This window comes from Epilithonimonas pallida, assembly GCF_900182975.1.
GTDB lineage: Bacteria > Bacteroidota > Bacteroidia > Flavobacteriales > Weeksellaceae > Epilithonimonas > Epilithonimonas pallida.
This window is the reverse complement of the sequence record NZ_FXUO01000005.1, coordinates 94,928-112,861: the sequence shown is the minus strand read 5'-3', so window position 1 is coordinate 112,861 and position 17,934 is coordinate 94,928. Positions and strand designations below refer to the sequence as shown.

Genomic DNA, 17,934 nt, shown 5'->3' with positions numbered 1-17,934 from the left:
AAAAACATCATCATATGGAACATCACAATTTACCCACCGAAGACCTGAAAACCTACGGCATCATCAATGAGGACCTGACGTTTTCCAAAAAGTTAAGTCCTGACGACGTCCAGAAGTTTCTTCGAGGCTATACGATTGTCGCCGATAATGACAGGAACCGGGCTACTTTTCAGCTGACCGATAACAATACCCAGCTGAAGGTCATCTTTCTAGAACGAGACAAAAGCCTTTCGGAGATTCTGGAACAAAGCAAAGAAAAAGTCCAATATACGGACATTAAGAACCTGTCAAAATCTCCGGACCAATGGAATATCGAAATGAAAGCCTTCATTTTTGATAAGGAAAACAGCAAAACAGTGGAATTCGATTTTATCAAAAATGCCACTGAGCTTACCGCTATTATCGCCGACCAAAAGGACCTGCAGGAACTGGGCCGCTACAAAGCAGAACTGCAGAAGCTGAAAAATTACCTCTATGACAAACTCGACAAGTACCCGGAGATTGCCAAAGAAATCGCAAATGATATGAACATTGTCTCCAGGGAACTTGATGCCGTGACGAGGATATCTGTAGAAGATAAAAGAATGTACAATGGCAATTCTGATGTTAAGCTCAATGTCAATGACAGGGATATGTATGAAGATGTTAATCGAACGCGGGAAAATGAAGAACAACAGCAGCAGGAAGAAAAACGAAGATTAAGAAGATAAATCCCTTGAAATCCTGTGACACCCTTCAAAATAATAAAATACCAAACTCAAAAATGTAATAATGGATCTATTTGAAAATTACCACCAACTTTCCGAAGAACTGCAGGCAGTCTTGGATAAATGGCAGCAAAAAGAAGCCAACATGGGACTTGATTACAAGGATTGTAAAGCGTTCCAGGAAGAATGTGAAGCTGTAGGTTACACCTTCGATTACCAGTTAGATGCTCAGCCATTTAATTTACGACCCCTCAGTTCTGAAAAACAACAATTAAGTAATGTGATCGATCATCATAACCCTGACAATATCATACCAACAAATGAAACCCAGGCAGCTGATCTTCCCAAAGGATGGAGCTGGAATGACTACGATGATGGAAGTGGTTCCCTGAAAAGTCCGAATGGAAACAGCTATTACAGCTATGACCTGCAAACCCAGGAATACCGATTACCGTACGGTAAAAACGAGTGGGCAGGGATGAAAGACGTTGATGAAACATCAAAAAGCCTGAACGAATTTAAAGTTTTTGCAGAAATTGACCTGACAGAAAAAGCCCAACTCAACCATCTTTCTCCGAAGCTTTCTAAAGAAGAAATTAATGATCTGCTTGATTATAGAAATAGTACAAAAGAGCAAAAATTTATACTGGAAGATTTAAACATTACCCAGCATCAAAGGGAAAGCTACCTGGAAGAGAAAGAATTCGGAACGACAAGCGGAGACTACTCTTTAAGCGAAGAGCAATTAAGACAACTACCGGATTTCGTTGATGGACACCATCTATCTAAAAATGATAAATACGAACTGGCTTATGGCTTACTTCAAAAACAGCAGTATGCGGAAGCTTACTCCATATTGCCAGGAGGTGAAATTATTAAAATGTTCCTGGACGAAGAAGAGATGTCAGCATATAGGCCATTATCAATCAATGAAATAAAATATAACAATCAAAATCCAGACATTATGGAAACACAAAAAGATTTCGACCAGGTACAATACCTGAAGGACCAGATGAAATACTTAGGTTTTGGCGAAGGTGAACAGCTTCACAAAGATCTTGAGAAAGCTATTACATCCAGCAAAACACAATTTGAACTAAAAACCTCCTCTGACAAGACATTGCCTGAAAATAAGGTAGGCTTTTTATTAAGATTTAACAAAACGGATAGCGGTGGAGTATTTTTCAATTCTTACCATGCGATTTTGGAGAATAAACAAAATGAGACCATCCATCAGAAATTTCAAGTTAACAAGGAGCATACATTTACCGCCAAGGAAGCCGTGAATCTTCTGGAAGGGCGTGCTGTAAAAATAGAATTTAAAAACGCGAAGACCGAACAAATGGAACCAGCGTTTGTTCAATTAAATTTCGATGAGCCAAAAACAGATAACGGAAATTACTATTTCAAGAATTTCTACAAAAATTATGGTGTGGATACCACGAAGATCGTTGAAAAAGCGGAGCTAGTATTTGATCGACCAGAATGGAAAGACAACGCGATAAAATCTCTTGAGAAAGGAAATATTGTCAAAGTAAAATTCAAACAGGATGATTCGGTCATCGAAGGCAAAGCAGTTCTTGATCCTCAGAACAGGAATCTTAAACTCTATGACAATGATATGAACCGGCTGAATACCAACAAGCCTCTGGAAGGCCTAGATCAGGATCATAAGCACGAAAAAAACAACGTGAAAGAGCAAAGTATCAAACGTTAGAAATACCTGAACATTATTTCGAAGGCGGTGGGTCTCATGATCTGCCGCTTTTTTAAAAATTCAACACGATGAAAATAAAATTGACACTATTATCCTATGCAGTAATGTTAGGCTTAAGTTCCTGCCACAAAGAAATTAAACCCGAAAAAGGAGGAATTGACATCATCTCTAATGTTTATTTCGAAGCTTCCAAAGGCCTGGACCAGACGCAGAGTTTCCATATTTCCAAAATGAGCTATTCTCAGGATCAGCTGATAGAGATCATTCCCGATCGAAGCTTTCCGGAAATTAATAGACAGATTTATTTTATCAGAGATTCTCTCTGTTATCCGTTAGGCACCGAAAGAAAGACCGTCCTGTTTTCAGAGCTTGTCTTAAAACAAAAGCCATTGCTGGTGTGGCAGAAGAAAGAAGGCTCTGTATTTTCAAAAGAATGGATCCCGAATTACAGGAACAGGAGAAAGCTATCGGACACCGTTTTGTTCGGGAAGCAATATAAACGCTTTGAGATCAATTCGCCCTGGAACTATACCCGGTTCTATATCTACCCTACCGACACCATCCTTCCCTACTCATTATACCGACACGCCGAACAGGACTATCGCGGCCGGCTGGAACGTATTGACTCTTACAATAAGAAGAATGACATTTTTGTCACGCTTCAGTTGATTCCGAGAAAAAACTGGGATGAGGCGGCCCGGGAACTATTTGAGTTTAATCGTTTTGTAACACGCACTAAAAATGAGTGAGCCTTTAGAAATAAATGATGACCTCACTGTCATTGAAGGAAGTAAAAACGAACTAATCCTTTTTGCAAAAGATGAGGATGCTAAGTCGTTTCTAAAACTGTTAGAACTTAACTGGCAATCCAATAGCAGAACCCTTGTTACGCTCAATGAGGTTACGAATACAAAAAAATTTCTCAACAGGTTCCAGTATTTCGAAGGCAAGATCTTTTTGTGTCTTGAAGCAAACCGGACAGGCGATGCAGCAACGCTAAAAATCCTGATGGATTTTAAGGAAAAGAATATCAAAGACATCCGGAAAATGTATGAGATATCCGCCAATGGAAATAAAGACCTGTCTCAGTATCTTAAAAACAAATTAGATGATCTTCATAAAAATAGTAATTTAGTCACATCAAAAGAATCAGAAAATGCAGCCACTACTATTAGACCAAACGGAATATCCGACACTCAGCACCTGGAATCCGGATCTGCTGGACGAGATTCTGGAAAACCTCTGCAGAACAGCCCATCCGAGCAAAAAGGAAATAACAACAGAGGACAAAATGTGGGCGGCTCAAATGCTGGAAATGGATCTTCAGGCACAGAGCGGAGCGATCTCACAACCGGAGAGCGAGGAAGAAGATCCACTGACGGAACACAATCTCAGGATGCTGAAGAAAAAGCTTCCGTGGGCAGAATCGTATTCGGACGAATTGCACCCAACACCGGAAGATCCGACGGACAAGTTCCCGAGATAACCAATAATTCTGCAAATGTCGCAGAATTAGACGGTCTCATCGCAAAATATAATGGTCAGAAGCTGACCAATCAGCAAGTTGCAGAAGTCGTTTCCGCAGCTTGTTTTATTTCCGATAACAAAAAGGTTGTTTTTAAAGATGGCGTTGCCATTACCGATGAATTGAAAGACATCTGCAATCAGTTCAAAAGCGGTGGTGTCGCAAAAGAAGGTCGCGGTATTCTTGACGAGTATTACACGGATCAGAAAATCGTAGAGGCTGTCCGAAACCTCATCAAAGAACCATTTAAAAACAGGAAAGAATTAAGCGTTTTGGAACCGAGCCTGGGGACGGGCAACTTTTTGTATGCAGCAAAAAGACTTTCTTCTAATACAACTATTTCTGCCTTTGAGATCAATGAGACCACAGCAAAGATCGCTAAAATACTCCATCCTGAAGCCAACATAAATCTCCGTTCTTTTGAAACTGAATTTATTGACGAGAAGGGAAACAAAAAGGATTTTTCTCAGCAATACGATCTTGTAATCGGAAATCCGCCTTATGGCGAACATCGTGGTCTCTATAAAGGGTTGGGTGAGGAACCCAAACTTTCCAAATACGAAGATTACTTTGTTAAACGCAGCCTGGATGTTCTGAAAGACGACGGAGTCCTGGCGATGGTCCTTCCGTCAGGCTGGATCAACCGCAAGAAAGATCTTGAAAATGCTGAACTTGTAAAGGCTTTCCGGTTACCGACAGGGGCTTTTTCAGGAACACAGATCGGAACAGATATCATTATCCTAAAAAAGTCCTCGCAAAGAATCAAGCATAAAATCTCGGATTACTTTGAAAAAAATCCAGAAAACATTTTGGGTGAAATCCGTGAGAAATCAAATCGTTTCGGACGGATGGAACTTTATGTCCACGGAAATCTGGATGAAGCATTAGCCAGGCTGCAGAGACTTGAATCGAACAGACAAACTGAAAGGATCGGAAATCTCTTTGAAGATCTTTTGTCAGAGCCTGCGGAACAAATGGTAATTCAAGCGTCTTCTTCCTTGCAAAAGACAGATCTGACCGAATCGAATTCGGAAAGTATTGCTGATAAGGAAAAAAGTGATGTCAGCCATAATGAAGTCCGGGAAAAAATTGAGACCGTACTTTCAAAGCTCAATACCATAAAATTTAAATCGCCGGCGGTTCTGAAAGAAATTGAAAAATACAAAAAGCTGCAGTCTGAGATAGCAGATCAGCCAAACAAATTTTCAAAGGAAAGAATCCACGAAATTCTGAAAAAAGCAGAGCGGCTTATTAGTTCCCATAAAGATAAAAACACGGAATACAGTGTCCAAACGAAGCCCCAAATCAAAAAAGGAATTTTAAAATACCTGTTTTCAAAAACTGATGAAGTGGTGAATACTTCGCTTCAGAATAGCTCTGATATTACTCAGGAACAAATTGAAGCCTTTCGGGATACTAATTATGACGGCACATTGAACAATTATGGAAAACATTATCAATTCGCTAATTACATGGATGGCAAGTGGGTTCACGATTTTTATTATGGAGAAGGAAATATTTATGCAAAGCTCGAGCAGCTGGAGATAGATTTCAAGGATAAATTGGCTGTCGGAGGAACTGAAGACCAATATGACAAGCAGCTGAATCTCCTTCTTAATGTGCTTCCCAAACCAAAAACTTTTGATGAGATTTTTATAAGTCCTAATCACGAGTTTGTCCATCAATTCGGATTGGGAGAGGTGGAAAAAGAACGGTACAATTATAATACAAAGCTAAGCGAGGTCGTCACTGTTGATTACAACCTTGCTGAAAAATTTAAAGATTTTATCGGAACTTTATCCAGCGAGGCTTTTCAAGGGTCTTCAGCCTGGGAAGTGAGACAATTTGTCGATAATGAGACGGTCACCGGAAGTGACAAGGAACGCAATGCTTTGGTTCGGGACAGGAGAAAGGCTGCAGCCAACGATCTGTTTCAAAAATTTATCCGAGAAGAATTATCGGATGAACTTAGGGAAAGATTTGTTAAGGATTTTAATAGAAATTATAACAACATTCACGTTCCGGACTATTCCAAATCCCCTTTGTTTTCTAAAATCTATAAGAACTTCAAAGGACAGGAATTAAGATTAACGGAAGTTCAAAAAACAGGTATCGGAAGGCTGACAACGAAAGGTGTTGGCTTGCTGGCGCACGAGGTAGGCTTCGGAAAAACCTTATCCGGAATCCTCTCGATGCACGAAGCGATGGAAAGGGGAAATTCCAAAAGACCATTGATCGTGGTTCCCAACGACAACATACTAAAGCAGTGGGTGGAGACCATCTTTGAAACGATACCTAATGCGAAGGTCAATGTGCTTGGCAATCTGGGTAAGGATTACGATCTTTCAAAATTTGACAATAAGGATGGAGAAATTACCATCGTTACATATGAAGGCTTCAACAACATAGGTTTCTCCGAAAGTACCACCCAGGATCTCGCCTCAAAGTTTTCGTATATCTCCGAAAGCGAACTACGCGGCGTAAACTCAATTAGTGAACGGGATTTTCACAAGGAATTAGAGAAGGGCAAAGAGATCGAGGGTAAAATGAAGCGTGGGAAAATCTATGACTGGGAAGATTTCGGTTTTGACCATATGACCTTTGATGAAGTTCATAACGCTAATCATATTGTAGGTAAGGTGAGAATTGAGGATAGAAGATTCTCTTCCGATTTCAGGAGCCAGAATCAGCAGACTTCGAAATTAGGCATCAACACCTGGATGGCGGCACAGTACATTCAGCAAAAATATGACGGTAGAAATGTTACCCTGCTTTCGGCGACACCATTCACCAATAAACCGCTTGAATATTATTCCATATTATCTCTGATCGCCAATAAACGGCTGGAAGAGTCCGGTTATTTCAATGTCAACACCTTCTTTGAAACCTTTATGGAAGCAGATACTGATATGGAGATCGACGCTAAAGGTGATGTGAAGTTTAAAGCCAATGTCCGCCGGTTCAAGAACAATTCTCTTTTTCAGCAGCTATTATCTGAATTCATCGACATCAAGGGTGAAGAGGATAATCCTGAACTGATTCGTCCCAACAAGATCAACAAAGAATACAAGATTGAGCAAAATGACCTGACGCGCGAGCAATATGATTTACTGACCGAAAGTTTCAGGGAAACAGAAAAAGGAGCAATTCTCACCCACATTCTAAATGCAAGGCTGATTGCTATTTCTCCCTATCTGTCACCCTATTACGATGGAGAATTTCCATCCTTAGAAGAATTTATTGAAAACTCACCTAAGCTGAACGAAACGATGAACCTCATCCGACAGAATAAACAAGACATCCCGGAAACTGGACAGATTATCTATTCCGAATTGGCCGTGTCGGAGTTCCCACGAATGAAAGAATACCTTGTGACCAATATTGGCTACAGACCAGATGAAATCGGGGTCATTACTGGTGCAACATCGAAAACGCAAAGGATATCTATACAGAATGACTTTAATTCCGGGAATATCAAGATCATTATCGGCAGTGAAGCAATTCAGGAGGGAATGAATCTCCAGGAAAATACTACGGACCTGTACATGCTTTCCCTACCTTACAACTTTACGACCTTGAGACAAGTGGAAGGCCGTGCCTGGCGACAGGGAAATAGGCATGAAAATGTTAGGGTGAACTTTATGTTGACTAATGACAGCATAGACGTCTTTATGCTGCAGAAGTTGCAATCGAAACAGGCAAGATATCTGGAAGCGATGAAGAAGGGAGCGGACGTCCTCGATATCTCGGATATCAGTACACAGGAACTTAAAACCTCAATCATTACGAATCCAGAAACACGGGCTACTATTGAAATTGAATTGCTGAAAAAGAAGATAGAAAGTGAGAAAAACAAGCATTTGGCGGATATTGCATTTGTCCTAAGAAAACAGGAAGACTTTCTAAAAGTGAAGGAAATGGTGAACAAAGCTGAACAATCTTACAACAGAATCTTGGGCTACTGCCAAAATGAAGATGAGAATACCGATTACTGGAAAAATCAACTCCCTGCTTACCAGAAAACAATCGACCTTGCTAAAGCTGAGGTTCAAAAAACAATCAAATTATTAGGAGAAAAAGGGGTTAATGTTGCAGAAATAGAAAAGCAAACTAAAAATACCGAAGAGAAAATTGCAGAACTTGATAAAAAATTAGAAGAACTTCCTGAGATTAAACAGCAACTAATTACAAAATATAAAATACAGAACGAGAAAACGTTGAAAGAAAAACAAAAAGTCAATGTTGTAAAAGAAAGATCTCAAGAAAATTTTAGAATATTTTCTATGACCGATAAAAAAATAAGTTTTAGCAATTCTGTAGATTCTCCGCGAAATAAAGAAGGAAATGAGTTAAAGCTAAATACTATGGTTTTTAGAAAAAGGTGAATCAAACTTTATGACAGATAAATTATTTATTGAAAAAAAAGGCGGTAATCCTAAATTTTGCGAACTAAAATTTACACTAGTATTTTTGTAACGGTATTTTTTTTACTTTAGAAAGAAGATTATATACATTAAAAAATTTACGTGATGATCCAACAAACACATCAGATCAGTTTTCATTTTTTCGACGTAGGAGGTGGAGATGCAATTTATATAAGATTTTTAGGCACAGATTCCGATTGGCATAACATACTGGTCGATGGCGGGTATGGGAAGGAATATAAAAATGCTTTCGGACCTTTAATAAAAGATCTAATATCAAATAATGAGAAGATAGACAACTGGATTATCACCCATGTTGACCGTGATCACATTGGAGCAGTACTGGGCTTTGTGAGAGATATTAAAATCTCGGATAAGCATGAAGTTGTAAAGAATTTTTTGTTTAACCATTCACCTGAAGTAATACAGGCTTCTAACGGCAAGATTTCAGTAGGTGATGGTATTAAATTTAGAGATTATCTTTCTGAAAAAAATCTCCTTTCAACATTTCCAATTAATACTAAAACAATTCCTGTTGAATGCTCTGGATTTAAAATGACCTTCCTTTCACCAACCCCTGAAAAGGAAGCTGCAGCAAAAGAGTTATGGAGGGAAGAAGAAACAAGTGGTAAAATAGGCAGACCAGAAGACAAATCGGATCACAAAAAAACGATAGAAGAACTTAAAACTGCCAAATTTAATGAGGATACAGACCCTATCAATGGCAGCTCCATTTCTTTACTAGCTGAATATGGAGACTTGAAAGCTTTATTGCTCGCAGATAGTCATCCTTCTGATGTAATTGACAGTCTTTATGCTTTGGGATATTGTAAAAAAAACCCAATTGAAGTTGAATTTATGCAATTGTCTCACCATGGAAGCAAAGCAAATACAAGTTCTGAACTTTTAGAAATAGTCAATACCAAATGTTATGTTGTAACGGGAAATGGCATACATAACAGACATCCGGATAAGGAAGCGATTGTGAGATTATTGACAAAGGACAAAAGGAGCTCAGAAATTTTAAATATTCATTTTGCTTGCGACACGAGAGATTTAAGAAATCTCTTTGACGTGGATATAAATGCATGTGAAAATCATAAATTTGAGTGTAGTTATTCGGAATTAGGCTCTGAAAGTAAAACGCTTGCCTATTTACCATTAAAAGATAATCTATGAAAAAAAATATACAACAACTTGCAGCTGTTAAAATATCCAGCAATAAGGAGGTAAGTACAGCAGTAATATATTTTCCGGATCCAGATGTAGACTATGTTTATGTTCTTACTGCCAAACATTGTTTAACAGGAAAGAATTTTGATAAAGAAATCATTAAAACAGGAATCGTGTTGGATGAGATCTTTAATGAAGAAACATCTACATTCCATTCTTATACCTTAGTTGATACAGATATTGTCTTGGTGTCTGAAAGCGATGAAGAAGATATGGCATTATTGATTTTGCCAAAAGAAGATATTATCTCACTTACCGGCAAACAATTTTTCTGTCAAGTTATCGATACTAATCAATCTATTGATAACTATCAAATAAGGGGATTTGCGAGTTTTAATAATCAGGATAAGGATCGTTATTTTCCCTTGAAGTTTAATGAGGATGAGAAAGCAGGCCCACAGCACTTCTCTCTCCGGTCAGAAGAACCCCTAGATACCTTTGATGCAAGAGCATTGGAAAATGTTAGTGGCCTATCCGGAAGTGGCGCTTATTCCATACTTTATGATAATGCTTATCTTACAGGAATCATCGATAATTATGAAGATAAAGACATTTTTATAGCAACCAAAGTATTTGCTTATAATGTATTATTGAATAAGGTAGAAAACTTTCTACCCATCACTTTAACAGTACCAGAGACTAATGAGGAAGTTGTGAGCAGCTATTCAGAAATGGAAAAGAATGAGAAAAAGACCATCGAAAAAACGAATGAAACAGTAGGTGATTTTAACGTGCCACGTGACAATACAAAGCTTTTACAATCTTTAAAGAATAATAATTTAATTGTGGTTCATGGAAAGCCAGGAGTGGGAAAGTCGGCTTTGACCAAATCGGCGGTATCGACTTTAAAGCTATCAGGTGATCACACCATTTTAACATTTACAGCTGAAAATCTTTATTGTGAAACATTGAGCGAAGCTTTAAAAAACTCAGGATGCAATGCAAGTATGGAGCAAATTCTTGATAGTCCATTGTCGAACAAATATTTTTTATTTTGGATAGAGAGTTTTGAAAAATTATTGGAGTCTGGAAAATTTGGGGCATTTAAAGAATTACTTCAATTACTTAACAAAAATAAACATGCAGGGGTGGTTTTAACAATGCGGGATTACCTTATCCAGAATTTTAGAATCAATTTTTATACTGAGCTACCTGGTAATATTAGCTATTTACAAGTGGACGAATTTGATGATCAGGAAATTGCAATGATTCGCGAAAGGTTTCCCGAGCTTAATTCTTTGCTTGATAATCCAAAAATTAACCATTTATTACGCACTCCTTATTATTTAGATAAAGCTCTAAGAATTTTACCAGTACTTTCAGGTGAAGAGGCCTTAGATGAAAAGCAGTTTAAAATGTTAATGTGGAAGCATATTGTGGAAAATAATTCCACAAAACGTGGAAATGTTTTTTTTGATATATGTGTAAAAAGAGCCATTGAAATGACTCTTTTTACAACTTATGCTGCAGATGAGGAAATAACCAATGAACTTGTTCGCGATAATATTCTCCAATTTGATAATACGGCGGATGAACCTTCATTTTGTCCATCTCACGATATGCTAGAGGACTGGGCTTTAATTAGATATATACGAAAGCAAAAATATCAATCCGCTAGTGCAAAAGAATTCCTTCTTAAATTAGGAGTTACACCATCACAGAAAAGAGCATTCCGCTTGTGGATGGAAGAACTTTATATAAGTGAACCTGACAAGTCAATTAGTTTTGTGCATGAACTTCTTAATGACCCTGAGTTATCGCAAGCTTGGAAAGATGATTTATTAATTGTTTCTCTTAGATCTAATCATTCAAATGTTATTTTAGATAGTTTGAAAGATCAACTTCTGAATAATTCTGGGAACTTAATTCAAAGAATTATTTTTTTACTTCAAACAGGATGTAAAAAGATGGATCCAACGAAAAGAGACTTTGATCACTTACTTCCAGTAGGAAATGGATGGGATTACATTATAAATTTCATCAAGGATAATTTTTCTGAATTAATAGAAATTCCTGGATTTGAAACAAAATATCTTACATTGATAGTTTCGTGGTCTGCACAGCTAAAAGAGTTTAATCAAGATATGCTTCCATCTGGTGCAAAAAGCGCTGCGTTTCTGCTGGAAGATTTTATATATAGATCTCAAGCAATAAAATCAACAGGATATTTTAGAAAGGCTGATTATTCTTATCTCAAAATTTACCTAGATATTCTTTTTAAATTGACTGAAGCAGACCCTGTCCTAGTCGGAAATTTGATTCAGTCATGCGTAAATCCACAAGAAGCTGATACGAGATGGACGAACCAAGTTATTCTATCTAAGGTGAGAAATTATATTATTAATGGTTTGACCTCTGATCAGATATGCCGTTTCTTTCCAGACGAAGTTCTGAAAATGGCAACCGAAAAGTGGGCTAAGAAAGTTATACCGCGCTCAACGGGTCGTTCCAGCGACTGGTATGACAAAAAACCAAAACATAATGATTTTGGATTAGATAAAGATTTGGATTATGACTATGAATTCCCAAGCGGTTATTACACTTTTTTTTACTGGATGTTTTTATATCATCCAGTACAGGCACTTGATTTTATCGTTCCATTCTTAAACACAGCCTTTGACTACAACTGGAAGATATTGTCCGCAGATGATGATGGATTAGAAGAAATTAAGATTAAATTTGAGAACGGTACAGAGAAAATGTACTACGGTACCACTTACTATTGGTCAATGTATAGAGGATTTAATGTTGATAATCGCGTTTTAACTTCTTTATTAATGGGATTAGAAAAATCTTTGTTGGATTTAGGAGAAAAAGATTTAAAAACTGTACAAAATTATCTGAAAAGGCTGATCCTAGAATCCAATAATGTTGCCGTATTAGGAATTGTTTCAAGTGTTATTCAAGCATATCCATCTGTGTTGGATGAGTATTCTGTCTCTTTACTCGGAATTCCTATTTTTTTTGAATGGGACTCATCCAGATCAACATCGGAAATGATAGATGTTTCATTTTATCCGGATGACGATTTTGAAAAGAGAGAACGTATAACAGAAAATAACAGATTCCATCGTAAAAAATATTATGTTGGCTTGGTTGGTTTTGTAGCACACTATATTTTTTATGAACGAAAGTTTAATCATCTTCTTTTTAAACAGATAGATGCCATGTGGGAAAATCTCCACCAAGATAATATTGGCTTTAAGAAGTTTTTATTCGATATGGACGCTCGCAAATACGCCATTAATATAATTGAAGAGGAAGGAGAAAATAATCTTGTACAATTATCTCCGGGTTACGACGCAGAAACTATGCAAATGGTTAATAGTTTTATGCAGGATGAATACCCTTCTATTAATGCTACGTGGGCCAGAAATGCTTACGATAATGTAACAATGTCCAATCACAATTATGAAACCTGGAAAAAAGGTTATGAATTTATACTAAGGTTGGAAGGTAAACCTCATTTCATGGTTACACCTGTAACTATGGCAGCCGTTGCTTTGCGGGATTTCGCACATAATCTTTCACCGGATGAGCTATCGTGGTGTTGCGAAACAGTTGTAAATCTTGGGGAAAGTAAACTTTTGGATAAGGACGCTTATCCAATGAATCTAGATATGGTAGATAGTGGTCCCGGTTTAAGAAGCTTATCGTATATCTTTAAGTATGATCTTGATGGGTCATTTCAATTAAAAGTAAAGGAACTGCTTTTTCGCTTACTATTAAAAGGAATAGACGAAAGGGACCGCTTTTCTCTATTAGCAGGTATATCTCATGACTTACCGGTTTATCAGCCAGAATTCGTAAAAAATTGCTGGTTTGGATTACTCGAATTTATAAGGATACAGAAAGAGCTAAATCAAGAATATAAAAGAAAAAAAGCTCAATATCATCGAGAAGAAATAACATTAGAACAGTTAAATGAAGCAAACCAGGATTGGTTTGAAAAATTAGTGATGTCAGTACTTTCAGGAACAATCACTGCTCCAGAAACAAATAATATTTCATTAGATATGGCTACGCACTGGTTTCTAGACGATGCTGTACGTATGATTCCTTGGAAAACTAATGTTCCGGCACATCATCAGTTTATACAGGAAATTTTACAGATGCATCTGGAATATTTAAACGATCAAAAAGTAGATAGTTATTCGGACTATCATGACAGTAGAAGTGCATTTATATTTTTTTACCCAAGATATCTTTTAAATCAGCCTCTTGAGTTTTCGAAACCTCTTTTTAGTTCTATTTTATATTTAACATTGAGCAATGAGCAAGACATAAAAACGGATAAATTTCAACAATTTATAAGTAAACTAATCAAGGAGTTTATTTTGGCAAGAGGAATTGACTTAGGAAAGTTTTGGATACTTTGGGAAGTTCTGAAGGATTGGTCTTTGAAGAATAGGAATGGTAAATTTTTCCCTTTTTTGCTATTAGATATTGACTGGAAGGAAAGTGAAGAAAAATGTAGTTTTATCGAAGGCAGACAGTTGTTTTATAAAGACCTGATTACAAATTGGGGATTCAACAGAATTAATTCTTCAATAAGATTCTTAAACGGTATCGCATTTTATAACTATATGCCTGAATCCATATCTTGGATTGCACTGATGCTTAAAACGGAAAAATCTGTAGAAGCAGATTATACTCTGCTAAATAATTATATTGAAAAAGCTTTTTATAAATACGGCGCAAAGATAAAACGAAACAGAAGTGTCTTAAAAGATTTTCTATTTATCCTGGATTTTCTAATTGAGAAAAGCTCCACCAAAGCTTATATGCTAAAAGATGAGTTTCTTCAATATAAATAAAAATAAGGTCGGAAAATAGTTTTCCGACCTTATTCTAGCGATAAAATTTCCCATCAGATTGATATCCTTCGGATTTGATAAAAGGTAATTCTTCAAGTTCTATTTTCTCCCCTTTTCTTACATAATACTTGCCAATATGCTCACCGTCTTGTCCCATCAGATAGTGGCCTGTTAATCTTTCCAGCCATCCATACACTACAGCTCCTACAAACTTTCTGTAATGCCTTTTGTCAGCTAGCGGAGTATCATTAAAATTTTCTCTCTCATTTCCTGTTAGATTAGCTTGCGGATTTTTTGAATGATCATATTTCCACCAGACGGTAATCATCAGTTCTTGGTAGCTGATCTCTCTCCAAAGAATCGCACAATTCTGTCCAAATAATTTTGTCAAAAAATGTCCATCCATATCTCCAGCTTTTCCAGGCTGTTCATTATTAACATCAAAATTGATTTTTTTCTGTTGTAAAAGTTCATTAATCGCTGCAACAATTAAATTTCTATAAGGATCTTTGTTAAGAGACTTAACAGTTTCCTGTCTCTGAATTGAGGCAACATTTTTTAATTGGTTTTGAAAGTTTTTCCAGGAATGAAAACCGCAGTTTATAGAAGCTTTCTCTAAGGCTTCAGCGTGTGTTATGCCTTCTGCTTTTTTGATTGATTTTGCCATACGCTTGATATACTCGGCAGTATAGCCCTTAATTTTTAAGACCATAATAACTAGTTTAAAATCGAAAAAATGACACCTGCCTCTCAAGTTTTCAAATTAAAAACTCGCTATTGGTATGTAAATTTATTACTACAGCACTGAAACAGTTTTGCTAAGACAAGTGGCAAGCTTCTGTAAAAGCTTTAACCAAAGTTACATTTTTTTTCTGTTTATCAGAGTAGCTTATGGAAATTTTATTATTTTTTTCACTTCTAAAAATTTATATGCTAGCAGAGAAGTATCAATGCTTTGTGCCAAGTAGTTCTTGAATATATTCTATTTTTTGATAAGTAGCTTTTTAAATTTTAAATTCAATTTTTGTATTTACAATTGCGATTATGAAAAAGATGTCAAAAAAAAATCGTACTTTTTAATACAAAAACGTTCTCTCGTGGAAAATATAGACCTAACCAAAATAAAATATTATCCAGATCGATTTTACATATGTCTAGATGGATTTGACATTGAAAATTTAACAACTTTTCTCACTGATCTAAATATTGGTCAACAGCAGGCCATATTTATACATGAATACTTTCACTACTTAACTAATATAGGAACTATTCCAGGAATCCGCCAGTTTGCTCTTAACTTTTGTGACAGATTTAAAGCAACAACAATTTTGACTGAAGCAGAAGGCTTAGATGCATTTCCGATAAATTCAAACAGCTACGAAACTTGTGCGGATATGGTAAAATACTGGAAAGATACTCTGAAAATAATTGAAGAAGATGATCTCGATTTTGATTTAGTACAGGAAACAGAAAGGTCTCATAACAAAAAGTTTTCAATATCATCTGTGGAAAGAGTAGTAAAACCTATGAACGTAATCGTCGAAGGAAATGAAATAGAAGGAGGACGAGACCGAGTAAGTATTGCTATTAAAGGTTTATTAGGTATTAAATCTTTCACTTTAACTTTTGGAGCAATCGATGAGTTCCTGAGTTCATCTATTGACGAATATTTATTTGAAAACGACATTTCAAATATAAATCCAAGTACTATAAGCAACAGACCTTTTTATCCATATTGCTTTTTTGATGAGTTACTTTCATTTTATGGAATACAGAGAGCTTCAGCATTTGAAAAAATTATTATAGCCTACTTTTCACTCAACTCTCCAAATCCTCCAATTACTATTGTCAATATTCTCGAAAAGCTCCAAGATGGCAATTATCATGAATTTCAGAAGAATCCCGAAAAATTTTTGATTGCAAATTTCCTCGAATGTTCACAATTTAATGATACTCTTAACTATATTAAATCATTTGCTGATCAATGTTTTGAACAAGGCAGAATTCATATTGCCAAGGCACTATATTATTATTACGATAAGTTTTATATTGCTCAGAAATTAAAGGAAAAGGATTTTTTCTATTTTATTAGGCCATTCTTTGTAAAAGCAGAAGAGACTTTGAGGATGAGGCAAAAATTTCTCTTAGTTCTTTCGAGCATTATTAAAGTATTTACACCACCATTAATACTAAAAGATAATGAATTCTATTGTACCGATAAATTAACCTCTCCTGGCGAATCTACAGTTTTAATATTAGCTATATATGAAATTTTAGAAAGTGTTAAGACTAATCAGATTGCTAAACGACCACCGCATATTAAAGCTAAATATAATTTCCCTGATGGTGATCCTGATTGCGACACATTCGAACTTTTTACTCCTCCACCTATATATGCTGTTTTCCGATTAGCACTTAATGAAATTGGCTTATATGGCGTATACTTAAAGGAACTTGAAAAACGAAAATTACAGAAAGAAAATGATTGAAAAATTAATATAAACATCCATGGCAATATCTAAAAGGCACCATTACATACCACAATTCCTCATTAAAAGATTTGCTGACGAGGATAATATGCTTTATATATATGACAAAGAAAAGAGTAGCTTCGCCAAGGCAAGAAGAAGTCCAAAGTCTGTTTTCTTTGAGATGAACAGAAATACTTGGCATTTTGGTGGAACTCCGAATGACAGCTTAGAAAAACTATATGCTGAACTTGATGAAATGTTTTCAGAACATTTAACAGAGATAACACGTACAGGAATTGTTACTGAAGAAGGGTTAACATCTTTATTGATAATGGCTTCATCTATGAAATGGCGCTTGCCAGCGAACGATAGACTTTTTGACATCAAAGACAAGGAATATCCTTACGAAAAACTACCCGTTAACATTACTATTAAAAAGGACGATGGAACGGATCATACAGAGGCGATGGGATATCTAATTAATTCGAAATTTTTTCGAAAGACAAAAAGATTGATTTTCCCGTTTCTTCCATTTTACGAAAATCTTGATATAAGCGAGGAAAAATTACTTCGTATTCATAATAACAGTTATGTAAATTCGAATGCGAATATAATATCAATATTAGGAGATGTTCCCTTAATAGAAAGTGACAGTAATAAACTTGATGATTTCGGAAATTTCATTTTGCCACTTGGTAATAGTGAAACTTTTATTTGTAGTGATTCTCAAGAAAAGTATGTCAAAAACGTCGCTTTCTATTTAAATAAAGATTTAGCAATGTTTCATCAGGCTCAGAAATATGTTGTATGTAAGGATAAAGAATATCTTCAGACAATAATAGAAACTTATAAGCATCTCCAAAATCAGGGACAGACAGAGATGATTAATCGCTATATATTTCAGTTTGTATAGAAAGAAATTGTAGATATAGTGAACTTCCATAAGTTATAACTACTAGGTTTTTTCTAATGCGATAACTTTAAATCAATTTCAAGTTAACTAATTTTTTCACGTAATTGACTTTAGATAAATTGGAAGA

Annotated in this window: 9 protein-coding genes; 8 read left to right on the top strand and 1 reads right to left on the bottom strand. The window is 36.0% G+C overall.

Annotation, left to right across the window (positions count from 1 at the left end):
• Positions 1–14 precede the first annotated feature (14 nt).
• The 6 genes from QOL71_RS10940 to QOL71_RS10915 all read left to right on the top strand — a co-directional run bounded on the left by QOL71_RS10940 (position 15) and on the right by QOL71_RS10915 (position 14,423).
• The gene (locus QOL71_RS10940; protein WP_283416962.1) at positions 15–710 is read left to right on the top strand and encodes a hypothetical protein; all 696 of its coding nucleotides are present in this window, start codon (positions 15–17) and stop codon (positions 708–710) included.
• Positions 711–771: 61 nt separating this feature from the next.
• Positions 772–2,424, top strand: coding sequence for a hypothetical protein (locus QOL71_RS10935; protein WP_283416961.1), 1,653 nt, complete (start codon positions 772–774; stop codon positions 2,422–2,424).
• A 68-nt stretch (positions 2,425–2,492) separates the two neighbouring features.
• Positions 2,493–3,173 carry a hypothetical protein gene (locus QOL71_RS10930; protein WP_283416960.1) on the top strand — a complete coding sequence of 227 codons (681 nt, stop codon included), beginning with the start codon at positions 2,493–2,495 and terminating at the stop codon, positions 3,171–3,173.
• Positions 3,166–8,334 carry an Eco57I restriction-modification methylase domain-containing protein gene (locus QOL71_RS10925; protein ID WP_283416959.1) on the top strand — a complete coding sequence of 1,723 codons (5,169 nt, stop codon included), beginning with the start codon at positions 3,166–3,168 and terminating at the stop codon, positions 8,332–8,334. The genes QOL71_RS10930 and QOL71_RS10925 overlap by 8 nt, the downstream gene beginning before the upstream one ends.
• Before the next feature lie 144 nt (positions 8,335–8,478).
• Positions 8,479–9,552 carry a ComEC/Rec2 family competence protein gene (locus QOL71_RS10920; protein ID WP_283416958.1) on the top strand — a complete coding sequence of 358 codons (1,074 nt, stop codon included), beginning with the start codon at positions 8,479–8,481 and terminating at the stop codon, positions 9,550–9,552.
• A complete protein-coding gene (locus tag QOL71_RS10915; protein ID WP_283416957.1) occupies positions 9,549–14,423 on the top strand; it encodes an NACHT domain-containing protein in 4,875 nt (1,624 codons plus the stop codon). The genes QOL71_RS10920 and QOL71_RS10915 overlap by 4 nt, the downstream gene beginning before the upstream one ends.
• A gap of 34 nt (positions 14,424–14,457) precedes the next feature.
• On the opposite strand, the gene QOL71_RS10910 is transcribed toward QOL71_RS10915, so the two are convergent.
• Entirely contained in the window at positions 14,458–15,135 is a 678-nt protein-coding gene (locus tag QOL71_RS10910) for a hypothetical protein (protein WP_283416956.1), read from the bottom strand.
• Positions 15,136–15,520: 385 nt separating this feature from the next.
• Here QOL71_RS10910 and QOL71_RS10905 point away from each other — a divergent pair, with 385 nt between their 5' ends.
• Both QOL71_RS10905 and QOL71_RS10900 read left to right on the top strand, forming a co-directional pair.
• On the top strand, positions 15,521–16,912 hold the full coding sequence (locus QOL71_RS10905) for a hypothetical protein (protein ID WP_283416955.1): 1,392 nt from the start codon (positions 15,521–15,523) through the stop codon (positions 16,910–16,912).
• A gap of 19 nt (positions 16,913–16,931) precedes the next feature.
• Positions 16,932–17,807, top strand: coding sequence for a DUF4238 domain-containing protein (locus QOL71_RS10900; protein WP_283416954.1), 876 nt, complete (start codon positions 16,932–16,934; stop codon positions 17,805–17,807).
• Positions 17,808–17,934 lie beyond the last annotated feature (127 nt).

Bases quoted from the DNA above. Each gene is read 5' to 3' on its own strand.
- QOL71_RS10935 (WP_283416961.1), top strand. From the start codon at position 772: ATGGATCTATTTGAAAATTACCACCAACTTTCCGAAGAACTGCAGGCA.
- QOL71_RS10900 (WP_283416954.1), top strand. From the start codon at position 16,932: ATGGCAATATCTAAAAGGCACCATTACATACCACAATTCCTCATTAAA.
- QOL71_RS10940 (WP_283416962.1), top strand. From the start codon at position 15: ATGGAACATCACAATTTACCCACCGAAGACCTGAAAACCTACGGCATC.
- QOL71_RS10910 (WP_283416956.1), bottom strand. From the start codon at position 15,135: ATGGTCTTAAAAATTAAGGGCTATACTGCCGAGTATATCAAGCGTATG.
- QOL71_RS10925 (WP_283416959.1), top strand. From the start codon at position 3,166: ATGAGTGAGCCTTTAGAAATAAATGATGACCTCACTGTCATTGAAGGA.
- QOL71_RS10930 (WP_283416960.1), top strand. From the start codon at position 2,493: ATGAAAATAAAATTGACACTATTATCCTATGCAGTAATGTTAGGCTTA.
- QOL71_RS10920 (WP_283416958.1), top strand. From the start codon at position 8,479: ATGATCCAACAAACACATCAGATCAGTTTTCATTTTTTCGACGTAGGA.
- QOL71_RS10915 (WP_283416957.1), top strand. From the start codon at position 9,549: ATGAAAAAAAATATACAACAACTTGCAGCTGTTAAAATATCCAGCAAT.